The following is a 23558-nucleotide window of genomic DNA, read 5'->3' on the forward strand; positions in this document are numbered from 1 at the left end:
AAAAAAGAAGGGAATATCCCTCCTTTTCAATAATTAAAGGACACTGGCATGTCCGTTATATATAACACCTCTTGAGGCATCTACTGTGATTTCCTGACCATCTCTAAACAACTCAAGTGCATTTTCAACACCAACAATTACTGGAATACCAAGGTTAAGTCCAACTACAGCTGCATGGCTGGTTAAACCACCTTCCTGAGTTATGAGAGCAGCACATTTTTCGATGGCTGGTACCATATCACGGTCTGAACCTAACGTAACTAAAATGGAACCTGGCTTTACCTTCTCGATCGCTTCCTGAGCAGTATGGGCAATAACCACTTTACCGAAAGCAGATTTACGTCCAATTCCTTGTGCTCTTGTGATAATATCACCGACAACATGAATTTTCATCAAGTTAGTGGTTCCAGCTTCACCAACAGGCACACCAGCAGTGATAACTACTAAAGCGCCATGTTTAACGATTCCGCTGTTTACACTTTCTTCAACAGCACTATCCAGCATTTCGTCTGTAGAGCTGCAGATTCTTCCTAGCTGAGGATACACACCCCATACAAGTGCTAAACGACGGAAAACCTGCTCGTTTGCTGTAACAGCCACGATTGGTGCCTTTGTACGGTATTTTGATATCATTCTTGCCGTATGACCACTTTCAGTTGGTGTAATAATCGCATTCACATCTAGATTTAAAGCAGTATGTGCAACTGACTGACCAATTGCGTCAGTAAGATTGTGCTCTGAATCTTTACTGCGAGCCGATAAAATTTCTTTATGATCTAAAGCTTGTTCCGCTCTAGATGCAATATTATGCATTGTTTGCACGGCTTCAACTGGATATATCCCTGCAGCTGTTTCACCAGATAGCATTATCGCATCCGTACCATCAAATATTGCATTGGCAACATCACTAGCTTCTGCACGTGTTGGACGTGGATTGCGCTGCATAGAATCAAGCATTTGAGTAGCCGTAATAACAGGTTTACCATGCGTATTACACTTCTTGATTAACATTTTTTGCACAAGTGGTACTTCTTCAGCTGGTATTTCCACACCAAGATCGCCACGTGCCACCATTAAACCATCCGAAATTTCAAGGATTTCATCAATGTTATCGACGCCTTCTTGGTTTTCAATCTTAGGGATAATATGGATGTGTGTAGCCTGCTTTTCCTCTAATAGCTGACGAATTTCCAGCACGTCGCTGGCACGTCGTACAAAGGAAGCAGCAATAAAATCAACACCTTGCTCAATTCCAAAAATGATATCATTTGTATCCTTTTCTGTAATACCTGGAAGTTTTACCGATACTCCTGGAACGTTGACACCTTTTTTGTTCTTCAATGTTCCACTGTTAAGGATTTTTGTCTGAATTTCATTTTGTTCCTTATCAATATTAAGGACTTCAAGTCCAATTAGACCGTCATCCAATAATATTTTAGAGCCCACATGCACATCATCAATTAATCCTGGGTATGTAATTGAAAACTTTTCTGTGGTACCTTCTACTTCATTCATTGAAAGAATAATATTATCCCCTGATTTAAGTTCAATTGCTCCATTTACCATATTATTAGTGCGGATTTCTGGACCTTTTGTATCAAGTAGAATAGCAACAGTCTTACCTGTTAGTTTTGAGGCTTCACGAATATTTTGGATTCGCTGTCCATGCTCTTCGAAGTCACCATGGGAAAAATTCAAACGGGCAACATTCATCCCTGATTCGATTAATTGGGTTAATTTTTCTACACTTTCACTTGCAGGACCAATCGTACAGACGATTTTCGTTTTACGCAACATCTTTTGTTTCCTCCTATATTTAAACAGTACTTTTAGATAGATAATTCTTTTGAAAGTTTAACAAGGTCTAGGTCTAGCTTATGCTTTCTTTCTAAAGCTTCGACAATATCGTAATCAACAAGGCTATTTTTTTCAATCCCTACTGCACGTCCGCCCTTGCCCTCGATTAATAATTCTACTGCTCTTGCACCTAGCCGGCTTGCCAGCACTCGGTCTGCCGCTGTTGGCGATCCACCGCGTTGAATATGCCCAAGTACAGATACTCTTGTATCAAAGTTGGTTGCTTCTTTAAGCTGCTTGGCAAAATCATTGCCGTTGCAAACTCCTTCAGCCACGATAATGATGCTATGCTTTTTCCCACGTTCCTGCCCTTTACGAAGTCTATCTGTAACTTCAGCCATATCATAGCCTTCTTCAGGAATAAGAATGGTTTCTGCTCCACCAGCTAATCCAGCATACAAAGCTAGGTCTCCAGCGTCCCTTCCCATTACCTCAATCACAAAAGTTCTTTCATGAGATGTAGCGGTGTCACGGATTTTATCCAGAGCATCAATAACTGTATTTAAAGCCGTATCAAAACCAATGGTTACTTCCGTACCAGGAATATCATTATCGATTGTTCCAGGTACACCAATGCATGGATAACCATGTTGTGTTAAAGCTCTTGCACCACGATAAGAACCATCTCCACCAATGACAACAAGCCCTTCAATACCGTGTGCTTTTAACTGCTCAATTCCTTTTTGCTGTCCCTCTGGTGTTTTAAATTCTGGGCAGCGTGCAGTATGCAGCATGGTACCTCCGCGATGAATAATATCACCGACCGAGCCGAGCTCTAGTTTTTTTATATTTCCAGATATAAGTCCAGTATATCCACCATATATTCCATAGACCTCTACGTTGTGAAAAATAGCTTTTCGAACAACTGCTCGAATTGCGGGATTCATTCCTGGTGAGTCTCCACCACTTGTTAGAACACCAATTTTTTTCATTTCTACCACCTCATGTGATTTACTAAAATCGTATGTATATTTAAATATGAGTTTTCATTATACGTGTCCTGCATTTATTATTTACATAAAAGCCGGTAATATTTATAAAATACCATTAAAGAGACCCCTAAACAACTCAATCACATTAGTAAATTTAATAGACGGAATAATCGGTTAACTGGAAACGCTTAACCACAAAATGGAAACGTCATCATTTACACATATTGGCTATTTTTTGACACAAATGTGAAATGGAACAAAGTCCTATAAAAGAAAAACGTGCTCTGAAAGCACGTTTTAGATACTAATATAATCCTTTAAAAATGAGTATTCACCAATCGTTCTAAATCGATTATAGCGATCTGCCACAAGCTCCTCTTCTGATAGTTCTAGAAGTTCCTTTAAGGATTTCTTCAAGAAAATATTAATCGCCTCAGCTTGACCCTTAACGTCCTTATGTGCACCACCCTTGATTTCTGGGATAATATCATCAATGATGCCAAGTTCTTTCAGGTCAGGGGCCGTTATTTTCATGGACTCTGCTGCCTTCTTTGCAAGGGAAGAATCCTTCCATAAAATTGCAGCTGCCCCTTCAGGCGAAATAACGGAATAGGTTGAGTTTTCAAGCATATACATGCGATTACCAACTCCTAGTGCAAGTGCACCGCCACTTCCTCCTTCACCAATAACGATGCAAATAACTGGCACCTTTAGTCCGGCCATTTCAAATAGGTTACGAGCAATGGCTTCACTTTGTCCCCGTTCTTCTGCAGCTTTTCCTGGATAGGCTCCTTTTGTATCAATAAAACAAATAATTGGACGATTAAATTTATCCGCCTGCTTCATTAAGCGTAAAGCTTTTCGATAGCCTTCAGGGTGTGGCATTCCAAAGTTTCTGCGAATATTTTCTTTCGTATCTTTTCCTCTTTGATGACCAATGACCGTAACTGGCAGCCCTCGAAACTTAGCAACCCCGCCTACAATAGCTTCGTCGTCGCCAAATGATCTGTCACCATGACATTCAAAGAAACCGTCAAATAAGTTGGCAATATAATCTAATGTAGTCGGTCTATTTGGGTGTCTGGCAATTTGAACGCGATCCCATGGCTTGATATTGTCATATATATCTTTTTCGAGTTTTTCAAGTCGTAATTCTAATTTTTCAATTTCGGAAGATAAATCAACATCTGCAGTTTTTGTAAACTCTTTTAGTTCGGCAATTTTATTTCTTAATTGCACGACCGGGCGTTCAAATTCTAATTCCCCTACCATTCGAGCTCACCTCCTGGTTGATGAATTTCAAGTAAGTTTGTGATTTTATCGATTAAATCTTGACGAGAAATGATCGCGTCAAGCTGACCATGCTTCAATAGAAACTCTGCTGTTTGAAAGTCTTCAGGCAGTTCCTCACGAATGGATTGTTCGATTACTCTGCGACCCGCAAAACCTATTAATGCCCCTGGTTCTGCAAAGTTGTAGTCACCTAATGAGGCGAAGCTTGCAGAAACACCGCCAGTTGTTGGATGGGTCATAATTGAAATAATAAGACCGCCATTATCACTAAATCTCTTTAAAGCAACACTCGTTTTGGCCATTTGCATTAAGCTAAGAACGCCTTCTTGCATTCTGGCACCGCCTGAGGCAGTAAAAATGATAAATGGTACTGACATTTCATCGGCTTTTTCAATCGCACGGGTAATTTTTTCACCTACAACGGAACCCATACTTCCCATTCTAAAAGTAGAATCCATAATGGCTAAGACAATTTTATTACTATTAACACTTCCATAGCCAGTCACTACGGCTTCATTAATCTTCGTTTTTTGACGGTCTTTTTCTACCTTTTCCAGGTAATCTGGGAAGTTCAACGGGTTCTCAGAAACCATGTTTTCGTCTATCTCATTGAAGCTGTCTTCATCTAAAAAGCTAACAATACGCTCTTTTGCATTCATGGCATGGTGATATCCACAATGTAAACAAACCTTCAAATTTTTATTAAGTTCTTTTGTATACATAATCGTTTTACATGACGGACATTTCGTCATAATTCCTTCGGGTACATCATTTTTCGCAGCCTCAGTAGGAATCGTTGCATATTTTTTCTTTTTATTCGTATTTTTTGTAAAAAGCTCTTTAAGCAATTTGTCCAAACCTCCCTCGTTGGAAAAAATCTGCCAAACGGCAAGTTTTTATCATCTTATATTTGAAGTCTTTCCTTAAATAATGACAATTCAAACCTAACCTTTAAAAATTGGTCAGACCACCCAAACATTAAAAATGCCCACATCAAATTGGGCTTGATTGCTTGTCTAACACTATAAAGGAAAAACACTTCAAAATCTGTTAGTATTTGTCGGTTAAAATAGACAAATTTCTTAATTGCCGATATGCATATAATGTCTTTTTCTCATCTTTCGCAGCCAATGCTTCAATTAACATTAAAAAGCTATTTCGATTATACTCTACATTTTTTATATCCAGTGAATTGTAATAGTCTTTTAATATTAACCAGATTCTCGAAAACAAATAATTGTCTGCCATTTCAATAAGTTGATAAAAGAATTGATCATCATTTAATTGGTCGGCTTCAACCAAGCTCTTTAGCTTCAACAATTGCTCTTCATCAGCTCTATTAAGAACTAACCGAAGAAAATCCATTTCTATTAGGTTCTTTGTTTCAATCACATCTAATTTTGCTTTTTCATCTTGGAGAATAAAGGTACCAAGCAGCTGGACTAGTTGATTTCCACGAAAATCCCTGATATACGTTCCTTCACCGCGTCTCGTTTCAATTAACCCTAGCAGTTCTAATGCTCTTAAAGCTTCTCGAACCGAAGAGCGCCCGACATTCAGGCGCTCTGTCAATTCCCGTTCAGATGGGATTTTATCTCCAGATTTTAAATTATCTGCAGATATCATCTCTCTTAGATGTTTAACAATTTCTAGATATACTTTAGTATTTGTCACTAACGAATCACTCACTTTTACCAATAATAGCGAGCCTCATTGTTTTTTCTTTTACATCTTCAGGGTCAACTTTTAACCGGGCTACACCCGTTTCCATAGCCGCTTTTGCTACTGCCGCAGCAACTGCTGGAGCCACTCGCGGATCAAACGGTGCTGGGATGACATAATCCTCATTTAGTTCAGATTCATTTATTAAGCTGGCAATTGCCTCAACAGCTGCCACCTTCATTTTTTCGTTTATGTGTGTTGCACGAACATCTAGAGCTCCACGGAAAATCCCAGGGAAAGCTAGTACATTATTTACCTGGTTAGGAAAATCAGATCTTCCCGTACCAACCACTCTAGCTCCAGCTTCTTTTGCTACATGCGGCATAATTTCTGGAGTAGGGTTTGCCATTGCAAAGATGATTGCATCTTTATTCATTGAAGCAACCATTTCTTTTGTTAGTGCGCCTTCAACAGATACACCAATAAATACATCGGCACCTTTTATTACTTCTTCAAGGCTTCCGGTAAGATTCTCACGATTTGTGAATTTTGCTACTTCTGCCTTGACCTCATTCATACCTTGCGGGCGTCCTTCGTAAATGGCACCCTTCGTATCACACATAATAATATCTCTTACACCATAGCTGTATAATAATTTAATAATTGCAATTCCAGCCGCTCCAGCCCCATTAGCAACCACTTTAATTTCAGTTATTTTCTTGCCAATCAGCTTTAACGCATTTACAAGACCCGCAGCCGTAACAATAGCAGTACCATGTTGATCATCATGGAAAACAGGAATATTCGCTTCTTTTTTCAATCTTTCTTCAATGACAAAGCAATTTGGCGCGGCGATATCTTCAAGATTCACGCCTCCAAATGTTGGCTCAAGCAGTTTAACGGTTTCAATTATTTTTTCGACATCGGTAGTGTTTAAGCAAATTGGGAAGGCATCGACGCCAGCAAAGCTTTTGAACAATACTGCTTTACCTTCCATTACTGGAAGTGCAGCTTCTGGTCCAATATTTCCGAGACCTAAGACTGCTGTACCATCTGTCACTACAGCAACCATATTGCCTTTCATTGTGTATTCGTAAACTGTTTCTGGCTTTTCATAAATATCCTTACATGGTTCGGCAACGCCAGGAGAATACGCTAAACTTAGATCCTTTGCATTTCTTACAGGTACTTTTGATTTAGATTCTAGCTTTCCTTTGTTAATTCGATGCATGTGTAGTGCTTCTTCCCGTAAAGTCAAGATATTCCACCCCTTAAATTAGTACAAAAAGAAATCGTTAAATACCATTACTAGTCTGTTATTTAGTGGTCAGACCACACCCATCTCATTACCACTATAAACATATCTGGTAGAGTTGTAAAGAATTATTCTTTCAAAACAACATTATCATTTCCTAAAAATTCACACAATAAGTTCAATAGTTTACTGCTGGGATAAATCATGAATTCACTCCCCAGCCTAATGGTTTTTTTGCTGGTTTCATAATGTAATACAACTTTTGTTTTTCCAACATTTTCCTTAAACAATTGTTTTAATTGATTTTGCGAATGCTCGTCTTGTTTTCCATCGACTATTTTTAAATATAAAATGGATTCCTGCTTAGTCTTTGTGCTTAGCCATGTTTCCATTTCAGATACTTGTTGGATGATAAATTGAAGCTTACCTTCTCGTTCTTCCACTTTCCCAACCATCACTGCAAATTTCCCATGGTCTAGTAAGTGGGAATATTTCTTGTACACGACTGGAAATGCGACTGCTTCCATTTCACCGCTGGAATCACTTACATTCAAAAAGGCCATTGAATCCCCTTTTTTTGTACGAATTTTCCGTAAAGAAGTAATATACACACCAGCAACTGCTCGTTTATGTTCCGCTGTTAATTCAAACAATACAAATGCTCCAGCTTGTTTAAGTCTTTTTTCATAGATGGAGACTGGGTGATCCGAAAGGTAGAATCCAAGAGCCTCTTTTTCAAAAGAAAGCTTATCCTCTAGTCTAATAGGATCAACTAAGACGTATTTTGGCTTAAGTTGAAATTCATCAGGAAATAACTCAACTTGGCTTGATTCATCAACCTTAAATAATTGCGCATGCTCTAGCGCAACATCCAAACTTGCAAGCAAGACTGCACGGTCTTCGTTAAATTCATCGAAGCTTCCAGAATGTACGAGAACCTCGAGGGTTTTTCGATTGATTGCTTTTGAAGATACCCTTGTGCAAAAATCGAATAAATCCTCAAACTTTTTACTTTTCCTTGCTTGAAAAATTTCTTTTAATGCTGCAGCACCAACACTCTTAATCGCTGCAAGACTATAACGAATCCCTGTCTTCTCTACCTGAAAGGAAAATCCACTATAATTAATGGAAGGGGGCAGGATGTCAATATCCTTTTGTCTTGTTTCCAAGATATATTGAGCTATTTTTGTTTCATTCCCAATCGCCGATGTTAACAAACCAGCCATGAAATAAAGGGGATAATTTGCTTTTAAAAAGGCAAGCTGGTAAGCAATCATACTGTAGGCAACTGCATGGCTTCTATTAAAACCGTAATTCGCAAATCGTACAATTAAATCATAAATATCATTAGCCAGTGATACGTTATAACCTTTCTTTAAAGCACCTTGGACAAAATGGTTTCGCTCCTTGTCCAACACATCCTTTTGCTTTTTCCCTACCGCCCTCCGCAGTAAATCCGCTTCACCGAGAGAAAAACCAGCCATTGTTGAAGCAATTTGCATGATTTGTTCCTGGTATACAATGACTCCATATGTATTTTCCAGTATGGCTTTTAGATCTTCATGTGGGTATTCTACTGCCTGCCTTCCATGTTTCCGGTCAATAAAAAATGGGATATTCTCCATTGGTCCTGGACGATACAGGGCATTAACCGCAACAATATCTTCAAAGCGTGAAGGTTTCAAGCGGGATAATACCTTTCTCATCCCTTCAGATTCTAGCTGGAAAATACCGGTTGTCTCTCCCCTTGCTAACAGTTCGAATGTTTTTTCATCATTTAAAGGTATGGTTTTAATATCTACTTTTCTTCCGGCTTTCTTTTGAATAGAAGATAATATCGATTCGATTAAGGATAAATTTCTTAAACCAAGAAAATCCATTTTCAGTAAACCTATTTCTTCAAGATGCTCCATAGAATACTGAGTTAAATATACGTGATTATGTCCCTGTTGTATCGGAATTAACTCAATGAGTTGTTTCTCACTAATAACCACTCCTGCAGCATGTGTGGAGATGTGACGAGGCAATCCCTCTAGCTTTAACGCTGTTTCATAGAGCTTTCTATTTATTGGGCTTTCATCAATAAAAGCTCTAAGAGGCTGCGATTCTTTATAGGCGTTTTCAAGGTTTATGCCTAAGCGTGCTGGAATACGTCTTGATAGCTGTTCTAATTCCTTCGTATTCAATCCAAAGGCTCTGCCAACATCTCTTAGCGCTGCTTTAGCGGCAAGTGTTCCAAATGTTACGATTTGCGCTACATGTAATTCTCCGTACTTTTTTGCAACGTATTCGATCACTTCATCCCTACGATGATCAGGAAAATCTATATCAATATCTGGCATGGATATCCTTTCTGGATTTAAGAAGCGCTCGAATAATAAATGATGTGCTAGTGGGTCGACATCGGTTATATACAAAACGTAGGCGACAAGTGAACCAGCTGCAGATCCCCTTCCGGGCCCAGTCAAAATACCATGCTCACGGGCATATCTCATAAAATCCCAAACAATTAAAAAGTAGTTACTAAATTTCATGGAGTTAATGACCGATAATTCATAGGTCAATCGTTCAAAATGCTCTTGAGCAGGTGAAGCAAAGCGCTCCTTTAACCCTTTTTTACAGAGCATTTCTAAGTAATTCTCTGCTGGCTGTCCGTTCTCTGTCGGGAATTCAGGTAAATAGGTTTTGTTCAATTCGATATTTACCAAGCACCTTTTAGCGATTCTAATACTGTTTTCTAACGCTTCGGGCAATTCAGAAAATACTTCAATCATTTCTTTTGCTGTTTTTAAATAAAATTGATCGCTTTCTAGTCTTTCTCGGTGCTCATCTTGAAGTTTATCTCCATTTTTTATCGCTAATAGGCATTCATGAGCAAACATATCGTCTTGTTCTATGTAATGAACTCTATTTGTTGCCACCAATGGAATAGTAAGTTCTTCAGCAATCGTTTGAATCCTCTTTTGAACGATCGCTTCCTCCTCTAATTGATGGTTTTGGACAGCTAGGAAAAATGACTCATTGCCAAAGATCGACTGAAGTTTTTTAATTATTTCTATCGCTTCTTCTTGTTGATTGCTTAATAGATTTTGTTCAATCTCCCCTTCTATTCCTGGAGAAATGGCAATAAGTCCTTCTGCGTAATGTTTTAACCATTTAAAAGGGATACCGTTAGCCGCTTTTGTTTGGACAGCACTAGAAATTTTTAAAAGATTTTTAAATCCCTTTTCATTTTCAGCAAGTAAGACTAACGGGAATGCTTCTTCCTTCCTGTTTTCACTTTCTACATCAACGGTTAACCCCAAAATCGGTTGAATATTGTTTTTTAGACATAACTTATAAAATTCAATTGTTCCATACATAACATTTTTATCGGTTAATGCTATCGCTTTAAATCCTTTTTTCTTTGCATTATTAATCAATTCATGAACCGAGGCTGTGCTTGTTAACAAGCTGTATGCGCTATAAACATGAAGGTGAATAAAAGACATCTTGTCACCCCTTCCTATCAGGTTTCCTATTTTTATTATAGAGCCAAAAAGCAAAAAAGGAAAATATGTTCTTATTTTTTTAAAATCATTGTCTCTATTAACCTGGCTGTTGATTTCTGCTCCAGGCGCTTCGCTTTCCGCGGGTACTAACCGCCTCTTCGGCGCTTAAGCGCCTGCGGGGTCTCCCCTGCCCCGTCCTCCCGCAGGACATTGAATAAGCTTCATTGAATTATCACCGCACGAAGAAAATGCGATAGCATTTTCGAGAATCTCGCGCCTTCCGCACAAATCAACATAGTTACAAAATACTTTTAACAGGGCCATTATAAATCAACATAATCAAGAATATTTGTCCATATAAATGATACATAGGATATTTGAGTGAGGGCGGTTGAAGGTATGAAAGAAATTGGTTTTTTTCCTACGTTTATAGAAAGTTATTTTATTGCATTAGGAGTTATTCTTGGCGGTTCTTTGATTGGAGGAATCGCAGCCTTTCTGACGGGACAACCACCGCTGACAGCTGTTTACAGGCTGTCTACAGATCTAAGAATCTGGGCAATTGTTGCTGCAATTGGCGGGACATTTGATGCCGTCTATACCTTTGAGAGAGGGTTATTTAATGCCGAAACCCGGGACATTTTTAAGCAGCTCCTCATCATCCTTTCTGCCTTAGGCGGCGCTCAAACCGGTGCACTGATTATTAATTGGTTAACTCAGGAGTATATATCGTGAGAATTCCCCCCTATTATCGAAGACCTTCCTGGCAGCGTTTTTTTGCAGGGATGGCTATTGGCGGCGCAATCAGTTGGTGTATTTTTATTTATATTTTTGGTGTGTGGCAGGAGAAGCATACTGCATTAATTGATAAACAAAGTGAAGAAATCGTTGACTTAAGGGAAGAAAAGAAGATATGGCAGGAAGAATATAAAGAGATTAATAAACGAACGATTGAGCAGCTAACCATTCAAAAAATCAATGTAAAGATAACAAATTGGGAAAAATACAAGCTAGACTTACTAAGTGTTTCAGAAATTGAAGATTCCGTAAAAGATGATATAAGTATGATGATTGCTAAGGACATTGATACCGTCTATAAAAGCAAAGAATTAATCAAGAAAATCATTCAAAATAAACCCGTTAAAATAAATGACAAAAGGTATAAACTGCAGGTAAAGGAATTGGTCATCTTCACCACCCTCTCCATTCAACTTGAAATAGAATTCGAGAATTAAAAAGAATCGGCCTGCGCTTATGAGGCCGATTCTTTCATTATTGTTGATAGTTGTCACATACATCGCTAAGCTCTTTTATTACATGCTCTACCTCATCCCATGAATGGATAGATGCACCTGAGGCTAGTGGATGTCCCCCGCCTTTAAACTTTCTAGCAACCCCATTAATAACCGGACCCTTTGAACGTAGTCGTACCCTAATCTGGTCTTCCTCTTCTATGAAAAAAACCCACGCTTTGATACCTTTTACATCACCTAAAGTTCCTACAAGTAAGGAAGCCTCTGATGGCTCTGCACCATATTCATTCAATAGCTTCTTCGTTAGCATAACAGAAGCCACACCATTATTTTGCATTTCAAAATTTTGAAGAACGTAGCCATTCAATTTAATAATATTGGAATCAAGCTCGTACATTTTATTAAAGAGCTCGGTACGGGAAAAATTATAATGAATTAGTTCCCCTGCATATAAAAAGGTTTTGTCAGTAGTACTTGGAAACAGGAATCTCCCTGTATCTCCAACAATACCAGCAAATAAAAGCCTTGCAGCCGCATCATTTAATTTTAATCCTCGGTCCTTACCAAATAAATAGAATTCGTAAATCATCTCACTGCAAGAACTTGCGGTTGTATCCACCCACAGTAAATCCCCGTATGGATCCTCATTTGGATGATGGTCTATTTTTATTAGTTTATCGCCTAATGAATATCTTCTATCACAGATCCGTTCCTCATTAGCGGTATCACAAACTATAACTAAAGCACCTTTATACACTTCATCTTCAATGGAATCAAGACGGCGCATAAAATGGAGCGACCTTTCTTCTTTTCCAACAGCAAACACTTTTTTATCTGGAAAAGATGCTTTTAGTATTTCAACTAATCCGCATTGTGAACCATATGCATCCGGGTCTGGACGGACATGGCGATGGACGATTATTGTTTCATATTGTTCGATCATATCTAAAATTTTTTCATTCAATGTGATCACCTCTCAATTGATTTGAAGCAAAGGTAGTATTTTGTTAAAATAATATGTACAATTAACAAGAGAATTTTAGACTTGGGGGAAATTTAATGTCTGTTCTAGTGTTTTTTATTGTCATTCTATTTGCTTTCTATTTATTCTATAAAACCAAATACTTTAGAAGCAGCCGGCCAGTAGAAAAGAAATGGCTTGGTGCAAAATCGAATATATCACTTGGTTTATTTGTCACTTTATTTGGTATTAATCATTTATTCTTTATTTCACAAACGACTGTTACACTGATTGTATCCGTAATCTTTATTGTGTATGGCGGTGTATTTACTTGGGTTGGATTCAAAAAGTATAAACATTATCTCCCATTTGCCGCAGAAGAAGCAGAGAAATAGAAAAGCGGAAGCGCCTTGCCCAGGGAAAAATGCAGTTCAATTTTTCCTAGGGGCGACAGGCATAAGACGAGCCGGCAGGAAGGTTGTTCTTTAACCTTCTTGACGGATTGGCTTATGACCCGAGCCCCTAGGCGCTGTAGCTAGACAAGTTACAATGTTAAATAAATGATAGCCGCTTATCTTGAAGCGGCTTTTTCCTTGTTTTAATTCCGATCGATAAGCTGACACATCATCATTGCTTTACCTACTAGAATTCCATCGCTAAAGACCTCGACATCGACCTTTCCGAATTTACGGCCCACTTCAAGGACTCTCGGGTAGATTTCTATAAGACTTTCCATCTGAACAGGTTTTAAAAAGTAAATGGTCATATTCTCAACAACCAAATCTCCTTTTTTATAGCTTCGTAATATCCTGTTCGCAGCCTCTGAAACTATCGTGGTAAATACGCCATAAGAAATTGTACCGAGATGGTTTGTCATTTGCGGGGTTACCTCACAAGTATACACATCTTCCCCTTTTGCTCTTCCCCGCATTAAGACCATTTGATGGGTCACAATGTCATCAATTGTTTCTCCTACCTGTGGCTGACGTTGGTTCATTTGCAGTGCTTTTAATACATCCTGCCTGCTAATTATCCCTTCAAGATGGTTGGTGTCATCCACGACTGGAAGAACTTCTATGCCTTCCCAAACCATCATATGTGCTGTCGAGGCAACACTTGTTTTACCAGAAACAGTCATCGGCTGTTTAGTCATAATCTTTTCGATCGTGGTTTCAGTCTCCTGCCCCATGATATCTTTTGCTGTTACCATCCCTTGAATCTTCATGTTCTGATCCACCACAGGGTAACGGCTGTGGGTGGTTTCAAGATTTAAAGTATGCCACTTAGAAACCTTATCAGAAGTCTTCAAAAAATAGGTCTCTGTAAGCGGGGTTAGGATATCCTCAACCAGAATAATTTCTTTTTTAATTAACTGGTCATAGATGGCACGATTTATCATTGTAGCCACTGTAAAGGTATCATAACTGGTTGATATAATCGGCATTTCTAGACTATCTGCTAGTTTCTTGATATGGTCGTCAGTATCAAAGCCGCCGGTAATTAAAACAGCTGCTCCGGCCTTTAATGCAAGCTCCTGTGCCTGTGTACGATTCCCAACGATTAACAGGTTATCAGGACCTGTATATCGCATCATCGCCTCAAGTTTCATTGCACCGATAACAAATTTATTAAGTGTTTTATGCAAGCCAGTCTTCCCGCCTAAAACCTGACCCTCCACAATATTAACGACTTCTGCAAAGGTGAGCTTTTCAATATTCTCTTTTTTCTTCCGTTCAATCCTAATCGTGCCAACACGTTCGATTGTACTGACATAGCCTTTATTTTCAGCTTCCTTGATTGCTCTATAGGCTGTACCTTCACTAACAGTCATCGCCTTGGCGATTTGTCGTACGGATATTTTTTCCCCAACAGGAAGTTCATCAATATATTGTAGAATTTGTTCATGTTTTGTAGCCAAGACCTTCACCCATTTCTATAGCCCTTTAAGTATAAATTATCGATATATTATTTATACCATTATTTTGAATAATAAACCAACACAAAGGGAGCCGTTAATACTGGCCCCCTTTGTGCATGGTTATTAATAATATGAACGTGATTTTTTGTTAATTCGGAGTTGATGACGTTTTTTTACTGCTTTTTTTGGACTATATAACATGGCTGTAAGATTTCCTGCAATAACAATTATTGCAAACGCTAGCCAGGTTAGGGCAAAAGTCCCTTCCAGACCTTCTGCAAATACCGATAGTCTTGGTACAGCAAAATAAAGCATAAAACCACAAAGCAACAGGCAGAGTAAATACCGGTTTTTTTTCAATTCCTTTGTCTCCCTTCAAAACGAACTGCTTGTTTCACTTTATGCATAGAAGGGATAAAAAAGTATTATAATTCTATAAATTCTCCAGGCTCTAGGACTTTGCCATTTTTATTTTCAAGCATTTCAATAAATTGTTTAGGATCCTGCTTAATAGGTGGGAACGTATTGTAATGGATTGGAACTATTAATTTTGCCCCTAATAATTTTGCAGCATACGCTGCGTCCTCCGGTCCCATTGTAAAATTATCACCGATTGGCAAGAATGCTAAATCAATTGGATGTCTTTCTCCGATAAGCTTCATATCCGAAAATAAAGCCGTATCTCCGGCATGATAAATCGTTTTTCCCTCTGCCATAAATAGAATTCCAGCTGGCATGCCGCAATATATAATTTCATTATTTTCCGTTGTATAACTGGAGCCATGAAAAGCTTGTGTTAATTTGACTTTTCCAAAATCAAATTGATGTGCGCCGCCAATATGCATCGCATGAGTATTTACCCCTTGCCAGCCTAGGTATGTAGAAAGCTCATGATTGGCTATAACAAGCGCATTGTTTCTTTTAGCTAACTCAACCGTATCTCCGACGTGGTCATTGTGACCGTGAGTTAACATAATTACATCTGGGTTTACATCCTCCACTTTCAAGTCTGTTAATTGATTCCAAGTAATAAAAGGATCAATAATTATCTTTTTGCCATTGATTTGAATTTGAACAACCGAATGCCCGTGATAAGAAACTTTCATCTACCCATCTCCTCTATAAATTTTTTATAGTATGTACTTCCATATAAATTTCTAAATTCCTCCCTCATTTATATCCATAAATAGTTCTTTTTAGCACAACCTAAAAGCAGATTGTTTACACATGGCTGTAAAATTGATACGCTCAAGTAGGAATTTTTATTTAGGAGGTTGAAATAAATGAATCAACGATTACAAAAACTTCAAGCATGGATGAAGGAAAATGGGATTGATGTCAGCTTTATCAGTTCTTCTGAGAATGTATTTTATTTAAGCGAATTTTTCTCCAATCCCCACGAGCGTTTACTAGGTTTAGCAGTTTTCCAAGAAGAAGAGCCTTTCCTAGTTTGTCCGGGAATGGAAGTGAATGATGTCAAAAGGGCTGGTTGGAACCATGAAATCATCGGCTATAGTGATATCGAAAATCCATGGGATTTAGTACATACTTCGATCAATAAAAGAATAAAAGGAGTACGTAACGTCGCGATTGAAAAGGAACATATGAATGTGGACCGCTATGAACAGTTGTCCGTATTATTTTCGGGTGCTGCTTTTGTTTCCGCAGAAGAAAAATTAAGAAAGCTTCGTATGATTAAAGATGCGAAGGAATTAAAAATCATTGAAGAGGCTTGCGCTTTAGCTGATTATGCCATCGAAATCGGCTGCAGTGAAATTAAAGAGGGCAGAACAGAATTAGATGTATTAAATGCTGTTGAATATGCACTTAAGAAAAAAGGCGTAACGGAAATGTCATTTTCAACAATGGTCCTGACTGGTGCAAATGCTGCGTCCCCACATGGTAATCCTGGAGGCACAAAAATCCAAAAGGGTGATTTAGTATTATTTGATTTAGGTGTAGTGGTTGATCGCTATTGCTCTGACATCACAAGAACGGTTGCCTATGGTGATATAAATGATAAACAGAAAGAAATATACGATACCGTTTTAAAGGCACAGTTAGCAGCACTTGAGGCAAGTAAACCAGGTGTAACTGCTGCAGAGATTGACCTGACTGCGCGCAGAATCATCACTGATGCCGGATATGGTGAATTTTTCCCTCATCGTCTTGGTCACGGACTCGGAATCAGCGTTCACGAATATCCATCCATGACAGAAACAAATCAACTAGTTATTGAAGAAGGAATGGTTTATACCATTGAACCAGGTATTTATGTTCCTGGTGTTGCTGGTGTTAGAATTGAAGATGATGTGTATATAACAGAAGACGGCTCAAAACAACTAACAAAATTCCCGAAGGAACTGAAAATAATTAGATAGATTTTTTTACCATTGAACAAAAGAGATAAATGAAGTAATATACTAATACAAGCTGCGTTGCTCGTAGTGATAATAAAGTTTTAACCTTTAAGCTGTAAAAGGGAGTTTTACTATTGAAGCTAAAATGACAAGCCTCTGTCTATACGACATGGAGGACAAGCAGGAGGCTTTCTGCGAACACCCACTTTGAGGAGTGGTGGTTTAAAACTTTCTTATATAAGGTACGGCAAATGCGGCTATATAATGAATTTAACTGCCAGCTTCGTTTTGAAGCTGGCTTTATTTTTTCTACATAAAAAAGAAGAGAATCAATCTCATCCTTTCGTGTTCATATGTCCAAGTAATGTTTTTGTATCGGAGTAATGCAGACCATGTGCATCAGCCACTGCTTCATAGGTTACAAAGCCGCCAAGTGTATTGATACCATAAAGTAAGGCTTCATTCTCAAGGCATGCCTTTCTAAAACCTTTATTCGCAATTTGGATGGCATAAGGTACTGTCACATTTGTTAAAGCAATAGTTGAAGTTCTAGGTACTGCTCCAGGCATATTGGCAACCGCATAATGAACAACACCATGTTTAATGTAGGTTGGGTTATCGTGAGTAGTAATACGGTCAGTTGTTTCAAAAATCCCGCCTTGGTCGATGGCAATATCAACTACGACACTTCCTGGATTCATGGATTGAATCATTTCTTCTGTTACTAGTTTTGGAGCCTTAGCTCCAGGAATAAGTACCGCACCGATAACAACGTCTGAATCTTTCACAGCCTCAGCTATATTATACGGGTTAGAAATAAGTGTAGTCACTTCAAATCCAAAAATATCATCTAATTGACGCAGACGCTCTGGATTCAAGTCAATAATGGTGACTTTTGCCCCAAGTCCAATCGCCATTTTCGCAGCATTTGTTCCTGCTACACCGCCACCGATAATCGTAACGGTCCCTCTTTGTACACCAGGTACGCCAGAAAGAAGAATCCCTTTTCCTCCATGAACTTTTTCTAGAAATTGTGCCCCAATTTGCGCGGCCATTCTTCCCGCTACTTCACTCATCGGGGTTAATAAAGGTAATGATCTATTTGACAGTTGTACCGTTTCATAGGCAATTCCAACCACTTTTTTATTGATTAATGCTTTTGTTAGTTCTGGTTCTGGAGCTAAATGTAAGTATGTAAATAGAATTAACCCTTCACGGAAATATTGATATTCACTTGGCAGAGGTTCTTTAACCTTCATCACCATTTCCATTGACCAAGCTTCATAAGCCGTTTCTACTATTTTCGCACCCGCAGAAACATAATCTTCATCTGTGAAACCGGAACCTTGGCCAGCTCCTTTTTCAATAAAAACCTCATGACCAAATTTTAATATATTGAAAACCCCTGCTGGTGTCATCGCAACACGGTTTTCATTATTTTTTATCTCTTTAGGAACGCCGATCCGCATGTACTTACCTCCTAATAATCTCAGCATTAATAAAACAGGATGATTAAATTTCTATTTTCTTAGTAAAGCTGATGATGCATGTCCATTACTTTGAAAACAACTTCATTTTATCAAAAAAACCAACGATTCCCAAACTTTTTATTTTTTTACTTTGTACTTAGGAAATATCAGAAAGAGCCTTTCAGCATTTCTTAAAGGGTTCCGTTTTGAGGTGTTTTTCTAAAAATTTGTGCCGAAATGACAGTAGTTTTGATATTGGTAATGGCTTAAAAAAATGCAAAACTCGCCACAGTATGCGAGTTTTCTTTATTAGAAATACCGGATCCATATTAAACTAAAACACTCTATAGTTGAACAAGAACCTATCGCTCAGAATGATGGGCATTTGATACAGAAGAGCTGATCCTATCCAATTAACTCGAATTAGCATAAAGTTTGGTCCTTGTACAGGGTTGTATGTATGCACAGTCTTATATGATTATGAAAAGATAAGACCTGCGCTCTGTCAAAAATATTTGTTGCTTAAACTACAATAACTAATACCTCTTTTTCTTTACTCGTGTAGAACAGAGCAGCAGAGGACCTTCCGTGTAGGAGTTCATTTTTAAGCATAAAGAGAGGTTGCAGACCAACCTCTTTTGTCCTGATTACTAGGCTAATTGGAATGGTGCTTATTTTTTGCCAATGCAGACTTGATGGCCTTTTCAATTTCGCTATAGCTAGTGCAGCGGCAAATATTTGATTCAAGCCACTCTTTGATCATCGGATCATCCGCATCCGGTTTCTTCAGGATAAGGGAATGACAATTCATAATAAACCCAGGTGTGCAATAGCCGCATTGAAAAGCAAAATGTTCAACAAACGCCTGCTGAATCTGGGTATTTTTTAAGCCTTCAATCGTTGTAATTTGCTTCCCCGGCCCCTCTACGGCCATCATTAAACAAGATTTCATCGGCCAGCCGTCAACATTAATCGTACAAGCTCCACAATCCCTATTCAGACACCCTGGTTTTGCCCCTGTTAGACCAAGTTTCTCCCTGATTGTGTATAAAAGTGTGTCTCCCGTTCTAACGGTCACCGTGTGCATTTGATCATTTACGTTTAAATGAATCGTTTGGAGTTTCACACAATCACTTCCTTTCCCCTATATCCAACGCCCCTAGAACATCCTCGAGTAAATTTTGCAGAACGAACAGCCTGTATTCTGATGATCCCTCAACATCATTAAGAATCGGGCTGGGCATCTCGGCTAAAGTGCTTTGAATCCGCTCCTGTACAGATATTTCACGGTTATTTAACGGAGCCTCCATCTTCTTTGAACGAAACGGAAACGGGCAAAGGCCGCTGATGGCCGTCCGTATCTCTCCATCCATTTTTAAAGCGGCGACTGTAATTAATGGGTAACCTGTTTCCCATTGTTGCCGTCGTTTGATGCTGATAAAAGGAGCATGGATATATCGTTCATCTGTGGCCACCTGGATAAGAAACTCACCTTTTTTCAATTGCAGTTGCTCGTGGAAGATCTCATTAATTGGTTTTACTTTTACACCTTCCGGCCCAACAATCTCAATACTTACGATTCGTGCATGGGCATATGGACTGATAACAACTCTTCCGTATAGCTTTTTCGTCGTGTGGTAATCGTGTGTGTATTGTGCACGGCCTGTCACTTTGTCCTGCGCCTCTTTACGAATAATGCTTTTCCCGATAACCTCCATATCCATCCCTTCAATCCTTTTTTATATTTGTACAATTGGGAATTTTATGCTTGTCGCTAAAACTCATCACCTATATATATTCAGTACCTTTGAAAGAATAGAATGTTTTATTTCTAATGAACAAATTACAATAGGAAACCGTAATAACAATAATTATTATTTTTTATTTGCAATTTGAATTGTAATGTAACTAATGAACCTCATAATAAATATCATTGCTTAGTAATTTTATCCCCTCAAAATAAAAAATCGACCATGATGGTCGACTCTTGCCTTCATTGATTAAGCTGCTCCTGACGTTTCTTGGCTCTTATTAACGTGCTTTTACTTATACCCGTTATTTCCTCTACTTGCATGTATGAATTTGTTTCAAGTAGCTTTAGTGCATGATCTATTTGTGCCTTTTTAAATTTCTTCGGTCGACCCTCTCTGAAATCCTCACGCTTCCTAGCTGATGCTTTCCCTTCCCGAGTTCGTTCTACAATCATATTTCTTTCCATTTCAGCTACTGCTAACATGGTTTGGAGGAAGAATCGTCCCATTGTTGTATTTTCAAGTAATCCTACATTTAATACATGTACCATTACATTCTTTTTAAATAATTCCTCAACAACGTCAATTCCTTCTTTTATCAACCGAGGCTATACGTGCCCGTCCCAACAGCATATAAGACCATTCTGCCTGTTTATGCCAATGGAGTTCACGTACTCCGCCGGCCGTTAAGCTCATATTTACTCTAGCAAGAGTAGTCGCTATCGGAAGTTCCCTGGCGGTGATCTCCCGTGACCATCCCCCGTGATTTAATGTCATAGAAGTGTCTGAGAATGAGAATTTCAAGTTAGGAACTAATCCTGCATCTGTAATAGGTGGGACGAGCATATTCGGATTTTGAAGATCCCTAAGGATATTCCGAGGTCCTGAGTCTATCGTGCCAGCTCCATCACTACGGATAGGTTGTGGCACTTTGCCGTTCACTTGATTAATTGTTCGGATGTCCATCAAAATGCACCTCATTTATGGGATAGTTCAGGAAAAATCTTTTATCGTATTCTTATGAGTAGGGCAACGAATATGTGCCTATTTCAACCAACCTACTTTGTTAGCACAACAACAAAAGAGATTACCGCTTGCAGTCCCCCTCTTTAACTAGTTGACCTTTTTTCATTTGGTCTTAATATAACTTGGAAAAACTGGTCACCGACCTTCGGTTGTTTTGGAGATATACTATACTAATATTTTTTCACACTGAACTCTTTTTTGATACCTCCTAAGCCCAACATGCATAACTTTATAATAGTTCAAGAAAACAAGGAGTATTATAGTATGAATATTGTTTCTATAGGAAATGCAAAAGCATTATAAATTTTCTAAAATTGGAAGGGCAAAGGTTTGTATGACAGGAATTCAAAAAATAGGAAAATGGGGGAATCTTAATGAATATTAATGATGGCATTTCGCATAACTTGCACAAATCATCCAAACACTGTACCAACCCGTACTGCAAAAATCCAAATTGTAAATGTGGAGATCAATGTAAATGCACACCTAATAACCATTGTGGTAGTAAGGAAGCAAATCCGCCAAAAATAATTCTCACTAAATTTGTAGACGAACTTCCAATCCCACCTGTTTTAAAACCTCGATGGACAGATCAGTTACATACGTATTATGAAGTGAATATGACTGAATTTAAACAATCTCTCCATAGTGAGTTAAATGATACCACGGTATGGGGCTATGAAGGGGGCTATCCAGGTCCTACCATAGAAGTAGAGAAAGGTAAAATTGTATTTATCAAATGGATCAACAATCTTCCTGATAAGCACCTGTTTCCTGTAGATCATACGGTGCATGGTGCCCATATGGACGTACCGGAAGTACGGACGGTAGTACATGTACACGGAGCTTGTGTTGAATGGGAAAGCGATGGCTATCCAGAGGCTTGGTTTACAAGAGGATTCAAACAAGTCGGTCGATATTTTAGGAAACAAATCTATCGATATGATAATTGCGGTCATGATTCCACACTTTGGTATCATGACCATGCCCTAGGTATCACTAGGCTTAATGTTTATGCTGGATTGGCGGGATTCTATTTAATCAGAGATCAACGGGCACGCATCTTGAATTTACCAAGTGGGAAATACGAAATCCCTATTATGATACAAGACAAGACATTTAATAAAGATGGATCCCTTTATTACCCAAAGCAGCCAGATAAACCAATCCCGGAATTAGAAACGTCGATCATTCCTGAATTCGTGGGAAAAACGATTTTAGTGAATGGCAAAGTACATCCCTATTTAGAAGTGGAACCACGTAAATATCGATTTAGGTTGCTAAACGCAGCAAACACCCGTTTCTTTAGAATTAAACTTGGCTCAGGACAACTTATGTATCAAATTGCAACGGATGGAGGATTTATACAGCACCCGATAGGTGTAAAAGAAATTATGTTAGCACCTGCAGAACGAGCAGAGGTGATCATTGATTTTACCAATCTTGAGGGTAAGAATATTATCATGACAAACGATGCGCCTGCTCCATTTCCAACCGGAGATTCAGTTGATGAAAATACGGACACAGTGATGCAGTTTAGAGTAACTCATCCATTGTCTAATGTGGATACGAGTGCTATTCCGGCTTATATAATGCATGTTCCCAAAATAAATGAACAGTCAGCTTCCAAAATACGATACCTAACATTAAATGATAATATGGATAAGTACGGTCGTGAATTTATGTTATTGGATAATAAACAGTGGGATGCCCCCATCACTGAAAATCCAAAATTAGGATCAACTGAAATTTGGTATCTCATTAACTTAACTACGGATACACACCCTATTCATCTTCACTTAATTGATTTTCAAATCTTAGATAGGAGAAATTTCGATGTAGAAAAGTTTAACAAAGAGAAAATGATCCATTATACGGGTCCGGCGATTCCTCCGGAACCATACGAACGAGGATGGAAGGATACCGTTCGAGTTAATCCTAACCAGATTGCTAGAATTATCATGAAGTTTGGTCCTTATACCGGATTGTATGTATGGCACTGTCATATCTTGGAGCACGAGGATTATGAGATGATGAGACCGTTTATAGTTATCCGATAATAGACTGTGTTCTGTCAAATATAATTGCTTAAACACCTTTTTTAATTTAAAATAATGCCTTAGATTTTCCGGAAGTATAAAATTAATCTACTAAGAACATTGGGATTTAACACCCAATGTTCTTTACTTTATCAAGCTAACCTGACCCTTTGAAGCTTTTTTTATTGTTTATGGTGGAATGATAGGCCGTTTTGCCCCATTAAAACAACGATTTCCTGTACGGTTAGGAATCTACTTTTTTATCTTCTTTCACTAAAGTGGTAAGCCAGT

The 23558-nt window shown here is 38.5% G+C and carries 19 protein-coding genes, 1 other RNA gene and 2 pseudogenes; 6 read left to right on the forward strand and 16 right to left on the reverse strand.

What is annotated here, in order from left to right:
- Nucleotides 1-33 precede the first annotated feature (33 nt).
- From pyk to dnaE, 7 genes are all read right to left on the reverse strand, one after another.
- Complete coding sequence (gene pyk, locus TR08_RS27100) at nucleotides 34-1794, reverse strand: pyruvate kinase (protein WP_045524252.1); 1761 nt, start codon at nucleotides 1792-1794, stop codon at nucleotides 34-36.
- Nucleotides 1795-1829: 35 nt separating this feature from the next.
- On the reverse strand, nucleotides 1830-2789 hold the full coding sequence (gene pfkA, locus TR08_RS27105; protein ID WP_045523594.1) for a 6-phosphofructokinase: 960 nt from the start codon (nucleotides 2787-2789) through the stop codon (nucleotides 1830-1832).
- A gap of 297 nt (nucleotides 2790-3086) precedes the next feature.
- The gene (gene accA, locus TR08_RS27110) at nucleotides 3087-4061 is read right to left on the reverse strand and encodes an acetyl-CoA carboxylase carboxyl transferase subunit alpha (protein ID WP_045523596.1); all 975 of its coding nucleotides are present in this window, start codon (nucleotides 4059-4061) and stop codon (nucleotides 3087-3089) included.
- On the reverse strand, nucleotides 4055-4930 hold the full coding sequence (gene accD, locus TR08_RS27115) for an acetyl-CoA carboxylase, carboxyltransferase subunit beta (protein WP_045523597.1): 876 nt from the start codon (nucleotides 4928-4930) through the stop codon (nucleotides 4055-4057). Before accD ends, accA begins: the two co-directional genes overlap by 7 nt.
- Nucleotides 4931-5132: 202 nt before the next feature.
- On the reverse strand, nucleotides 5133-5708 hold the full coding sequence (locus TR08_RS27120) for a FadR/GntR family transcriptional regulator (RefSeq protein ID WP_045524253.1): 576 nt from the start codon (nucleotides 5706-5708) through the stop codon (nucleotides 5133-5135).
- A gap of 55 nt (nucleotides 5709-5763) precedes the next feature.
- Nucleotides 5764-7002: an NAD(P)-dependent malic enzyme gene (locus tag TR08_RS27125; protein WP_045523599.1), complete on the reverse strand. Its 1239-nt coding sequence runs from the start codon at nucleotides 7000-7002 to the stop codon at nucleotides 5764-5766.
- Between the two features lie 125 nt (nucleotides 7003-7127).
- Nucleotides 7128-10490, reverse strand: coding sequence for a DNA polymerase III subunit alpha (dnaE, locus tag TR08_RS27130; protein WP_045523601.1), 3363 nt, complete (start codon nucleotides 10488-10490; stop codon nucleotides 7128-7130).
- Nucleotides 10491-10889: 399 nt separating this feature from the next.
- On the opposite strand from dnaE, the gene TR08_RS27135 reads away from it, so the two are divergent.
- Both TR08_RS27135 and ytrI read left to right on the forward strand, forming a co-directional pair.
- A complete protein-coding gene (locus TR08_RS27135; protein ID WP_045524254.1) occupies nucleotides 10890-11225 on the forward strand; it encodes a YtrH family sporulation protein in 336 nt (111 codons plus the stop codon).
- On the forward strand, nucleotides 11222-11725 hold the full coding sequence (gene ytrI, locus TR08_RS27140) for a sporulation membrane protein YtrI (RefSeq protein ID WP_045523603.1): 504 nt from the start codon (nucleotides 11222-11224) through the stop codon (nucleotides 11723-11725). Before TR08_RS27135 ends, ytrI begins: the two co-directional genes overlap by 4 nt.
- A 37-nt stretch (nucleotides 11726-11762) precedes the next feature.
- Here ytrI and TR08_RS27145 read toward each other — a convergent pair whose 3' ends face one another.
- Nucleotides 11763-12707, reverse strand: coding sequence for a DHH family phosphoesterase (locus TR08_RS27145; protein WP_045523604.1), 945 nt, complete (start codon nucleotides 12705-12707; stop codon nucleotides 11763-11765).
- A gap of 95 nt (nucleotides 12708-12802) precedes the next feature.
- On the opposite strand from TR08_RS27145, the gene TR08_RS27150 reads away from it, so the two are divergent.
- A complete protein-coding gene (locus tag TR08_RS27150) occupies nucleotides 12803-13099 on the forward strand; it encodes a YtpI family protein (protein ID WP_045523605.1) in 297 nt (98 codons plus the stop codon).
- A 203-nt stretch (nucleotides 13100-13302) separates the two neighbouring features.
- Here TR08_RS27150 and TR08_RS27155 read toward each other — a convergent pair whose 3' ends face one another.
- The 3 genes from TR08_RS27155 to TR08_RS27165 all read right to left on the reverse strand — a co-directional run bounded on the left by TR08_RS27155 (nucleotide 13303) and on the right by TR08_RS27165 (nucleotide 15728).
- Nucleotides 13303-14622, reverse strand: coding sequence for a CBS domain-containing protein (locus tag TR08_RS27155; RefSeq protein WP_045523607.1), 1320 nt, complete (start codon nucleotides 14620-14622; stop codon nucleotides 13303-13305).
- 123 nt (nucleotides 14623-14745) lie between these two features.
- Nucleotides 14746-14982: a hypothetical protein gene (locus TR08_RS27160; protein ID WP_045523609.1), complete on the reverse strand. Its 237-nt coding sequence runs from the start codon at nucleotides 14980-14982 to the stop codon at nucleotides 14746-14748.
- A gap of 65 nt (nucleotides 14983-15047) precedes the next feature.
- Nucleotides 15048-15728: a metal-dependent hydrolase gene (locus TR08_RS27165; protein WP_045523611.1), complete on the reverse strand. Its 681-nt coding sequence runs from the start codon at nucleotides 15726-15728 to the stop codon at nucleotides 15048-15050.
- A gap of 177 nt (nucleotides 15729-15905) precedes the next feature.
- On the opposite strand from TR08_RS27165, the gene TR08_RS27170 reads away from it, so the two are divergent.
- A complete protein-coding gene (locus TR08_RS27170) occupies nucleotides 15906-17003 on the forward strand; it encodes a M24 family metallopeptidase (RefSeq protein ID WP_045523613.1) in 1098 nt (365 codons plus the stop codon).
- Between the two features lie 46 nt (nucleotides 17004-17049).
- Nucleotides 17050-17246: non-coding RNA, 6S RNA (gene ssrS / locus TR08_RS31570), on the forward strand.
- A 71-nt stretch (nucleotides 17247-17317) separates the two neighbouring features.
- Here ssrS and ald read toward each other — a convergent pair.
- The 5 genes and pseudogenes from ald to TR08_RS27195 all read right to left on the reverse strand — a co-directional run.
- A complete protein-coding gene (gene ald, locus TR08_RS27175; RefSeq protein WP_045523615.1) occupies nucleotides 17318-18451 on the reverse strand; it encodes an alanine dehydrogenase in 1134 nt (377 codons plus the stop codon).
- A gap of 655 nt (nucleotides 18452-19106) precedes the next feature.
- A complete protein-coding gene (locus TR08_RS27180) occupies nucleotides 19107-19577 on the reverse strand; it encodes a (2Fe-2S)-binding protein (RefSeq protein ID WP_274521060.1) in 471 nt (156 codons plus the stop codon).
- Nucleotides 19578-19581: 4 nt separating this feature from the next.
- Nucleotides 19582-20121: a hypothetical protein gene (locus TR08_RS27185; RefSeq protein WP_193747859.1), complete on the reverse strand. Its 540-nt coding sequence runs from the start codon at nucleotides 20119-20121 to the stop codon at nucleotides 19582-19584.
- Nucleotides 20122-20444: 323 nt separating this feature from the next.
- Nucleotides 20445-20795: pseudogene (locus TR08_RS27190) on the reverse strand (recombinase family protein); the annotation flags it as partial.
- A gap of 1 nt (nucleotide 20796) precedes the next feature.
- Nucleotides 20797-21168 (reverse strand): annotated as a pseudogene (locus TR08_RS27195) (cupin domain-containing protein); the annotation flags it as partial.
- 587 nt (nucleotides 21169-21755) lie between these two features.
- Here TR08_RS27195 and TR08_RS27200 point away from each other — a divergent pair.
- Nucleotides 21756-23288: a multicopper oxidase family protein gene (locus tag TR08_RS27200; RefSeq protein WP_045524259.1), complete on the forward strand. Its 1533-nt coding sequence runs from the start codon at nucleotides 21756-21758 to the stop codon at nucleotides 23286-23288.
- Nucleotides 23289-23558: the final 270 nt, after the last annotated feature.

The sequence above is a fragment of the Neobacillus niacini genome, from assembly GCF_000759675.1.
Lineage (GTDB): Bacteria > Bacillota > Bacilli > Bacillales > Cytobacillaceae > Neobacillus > Neobacillus niacini_A.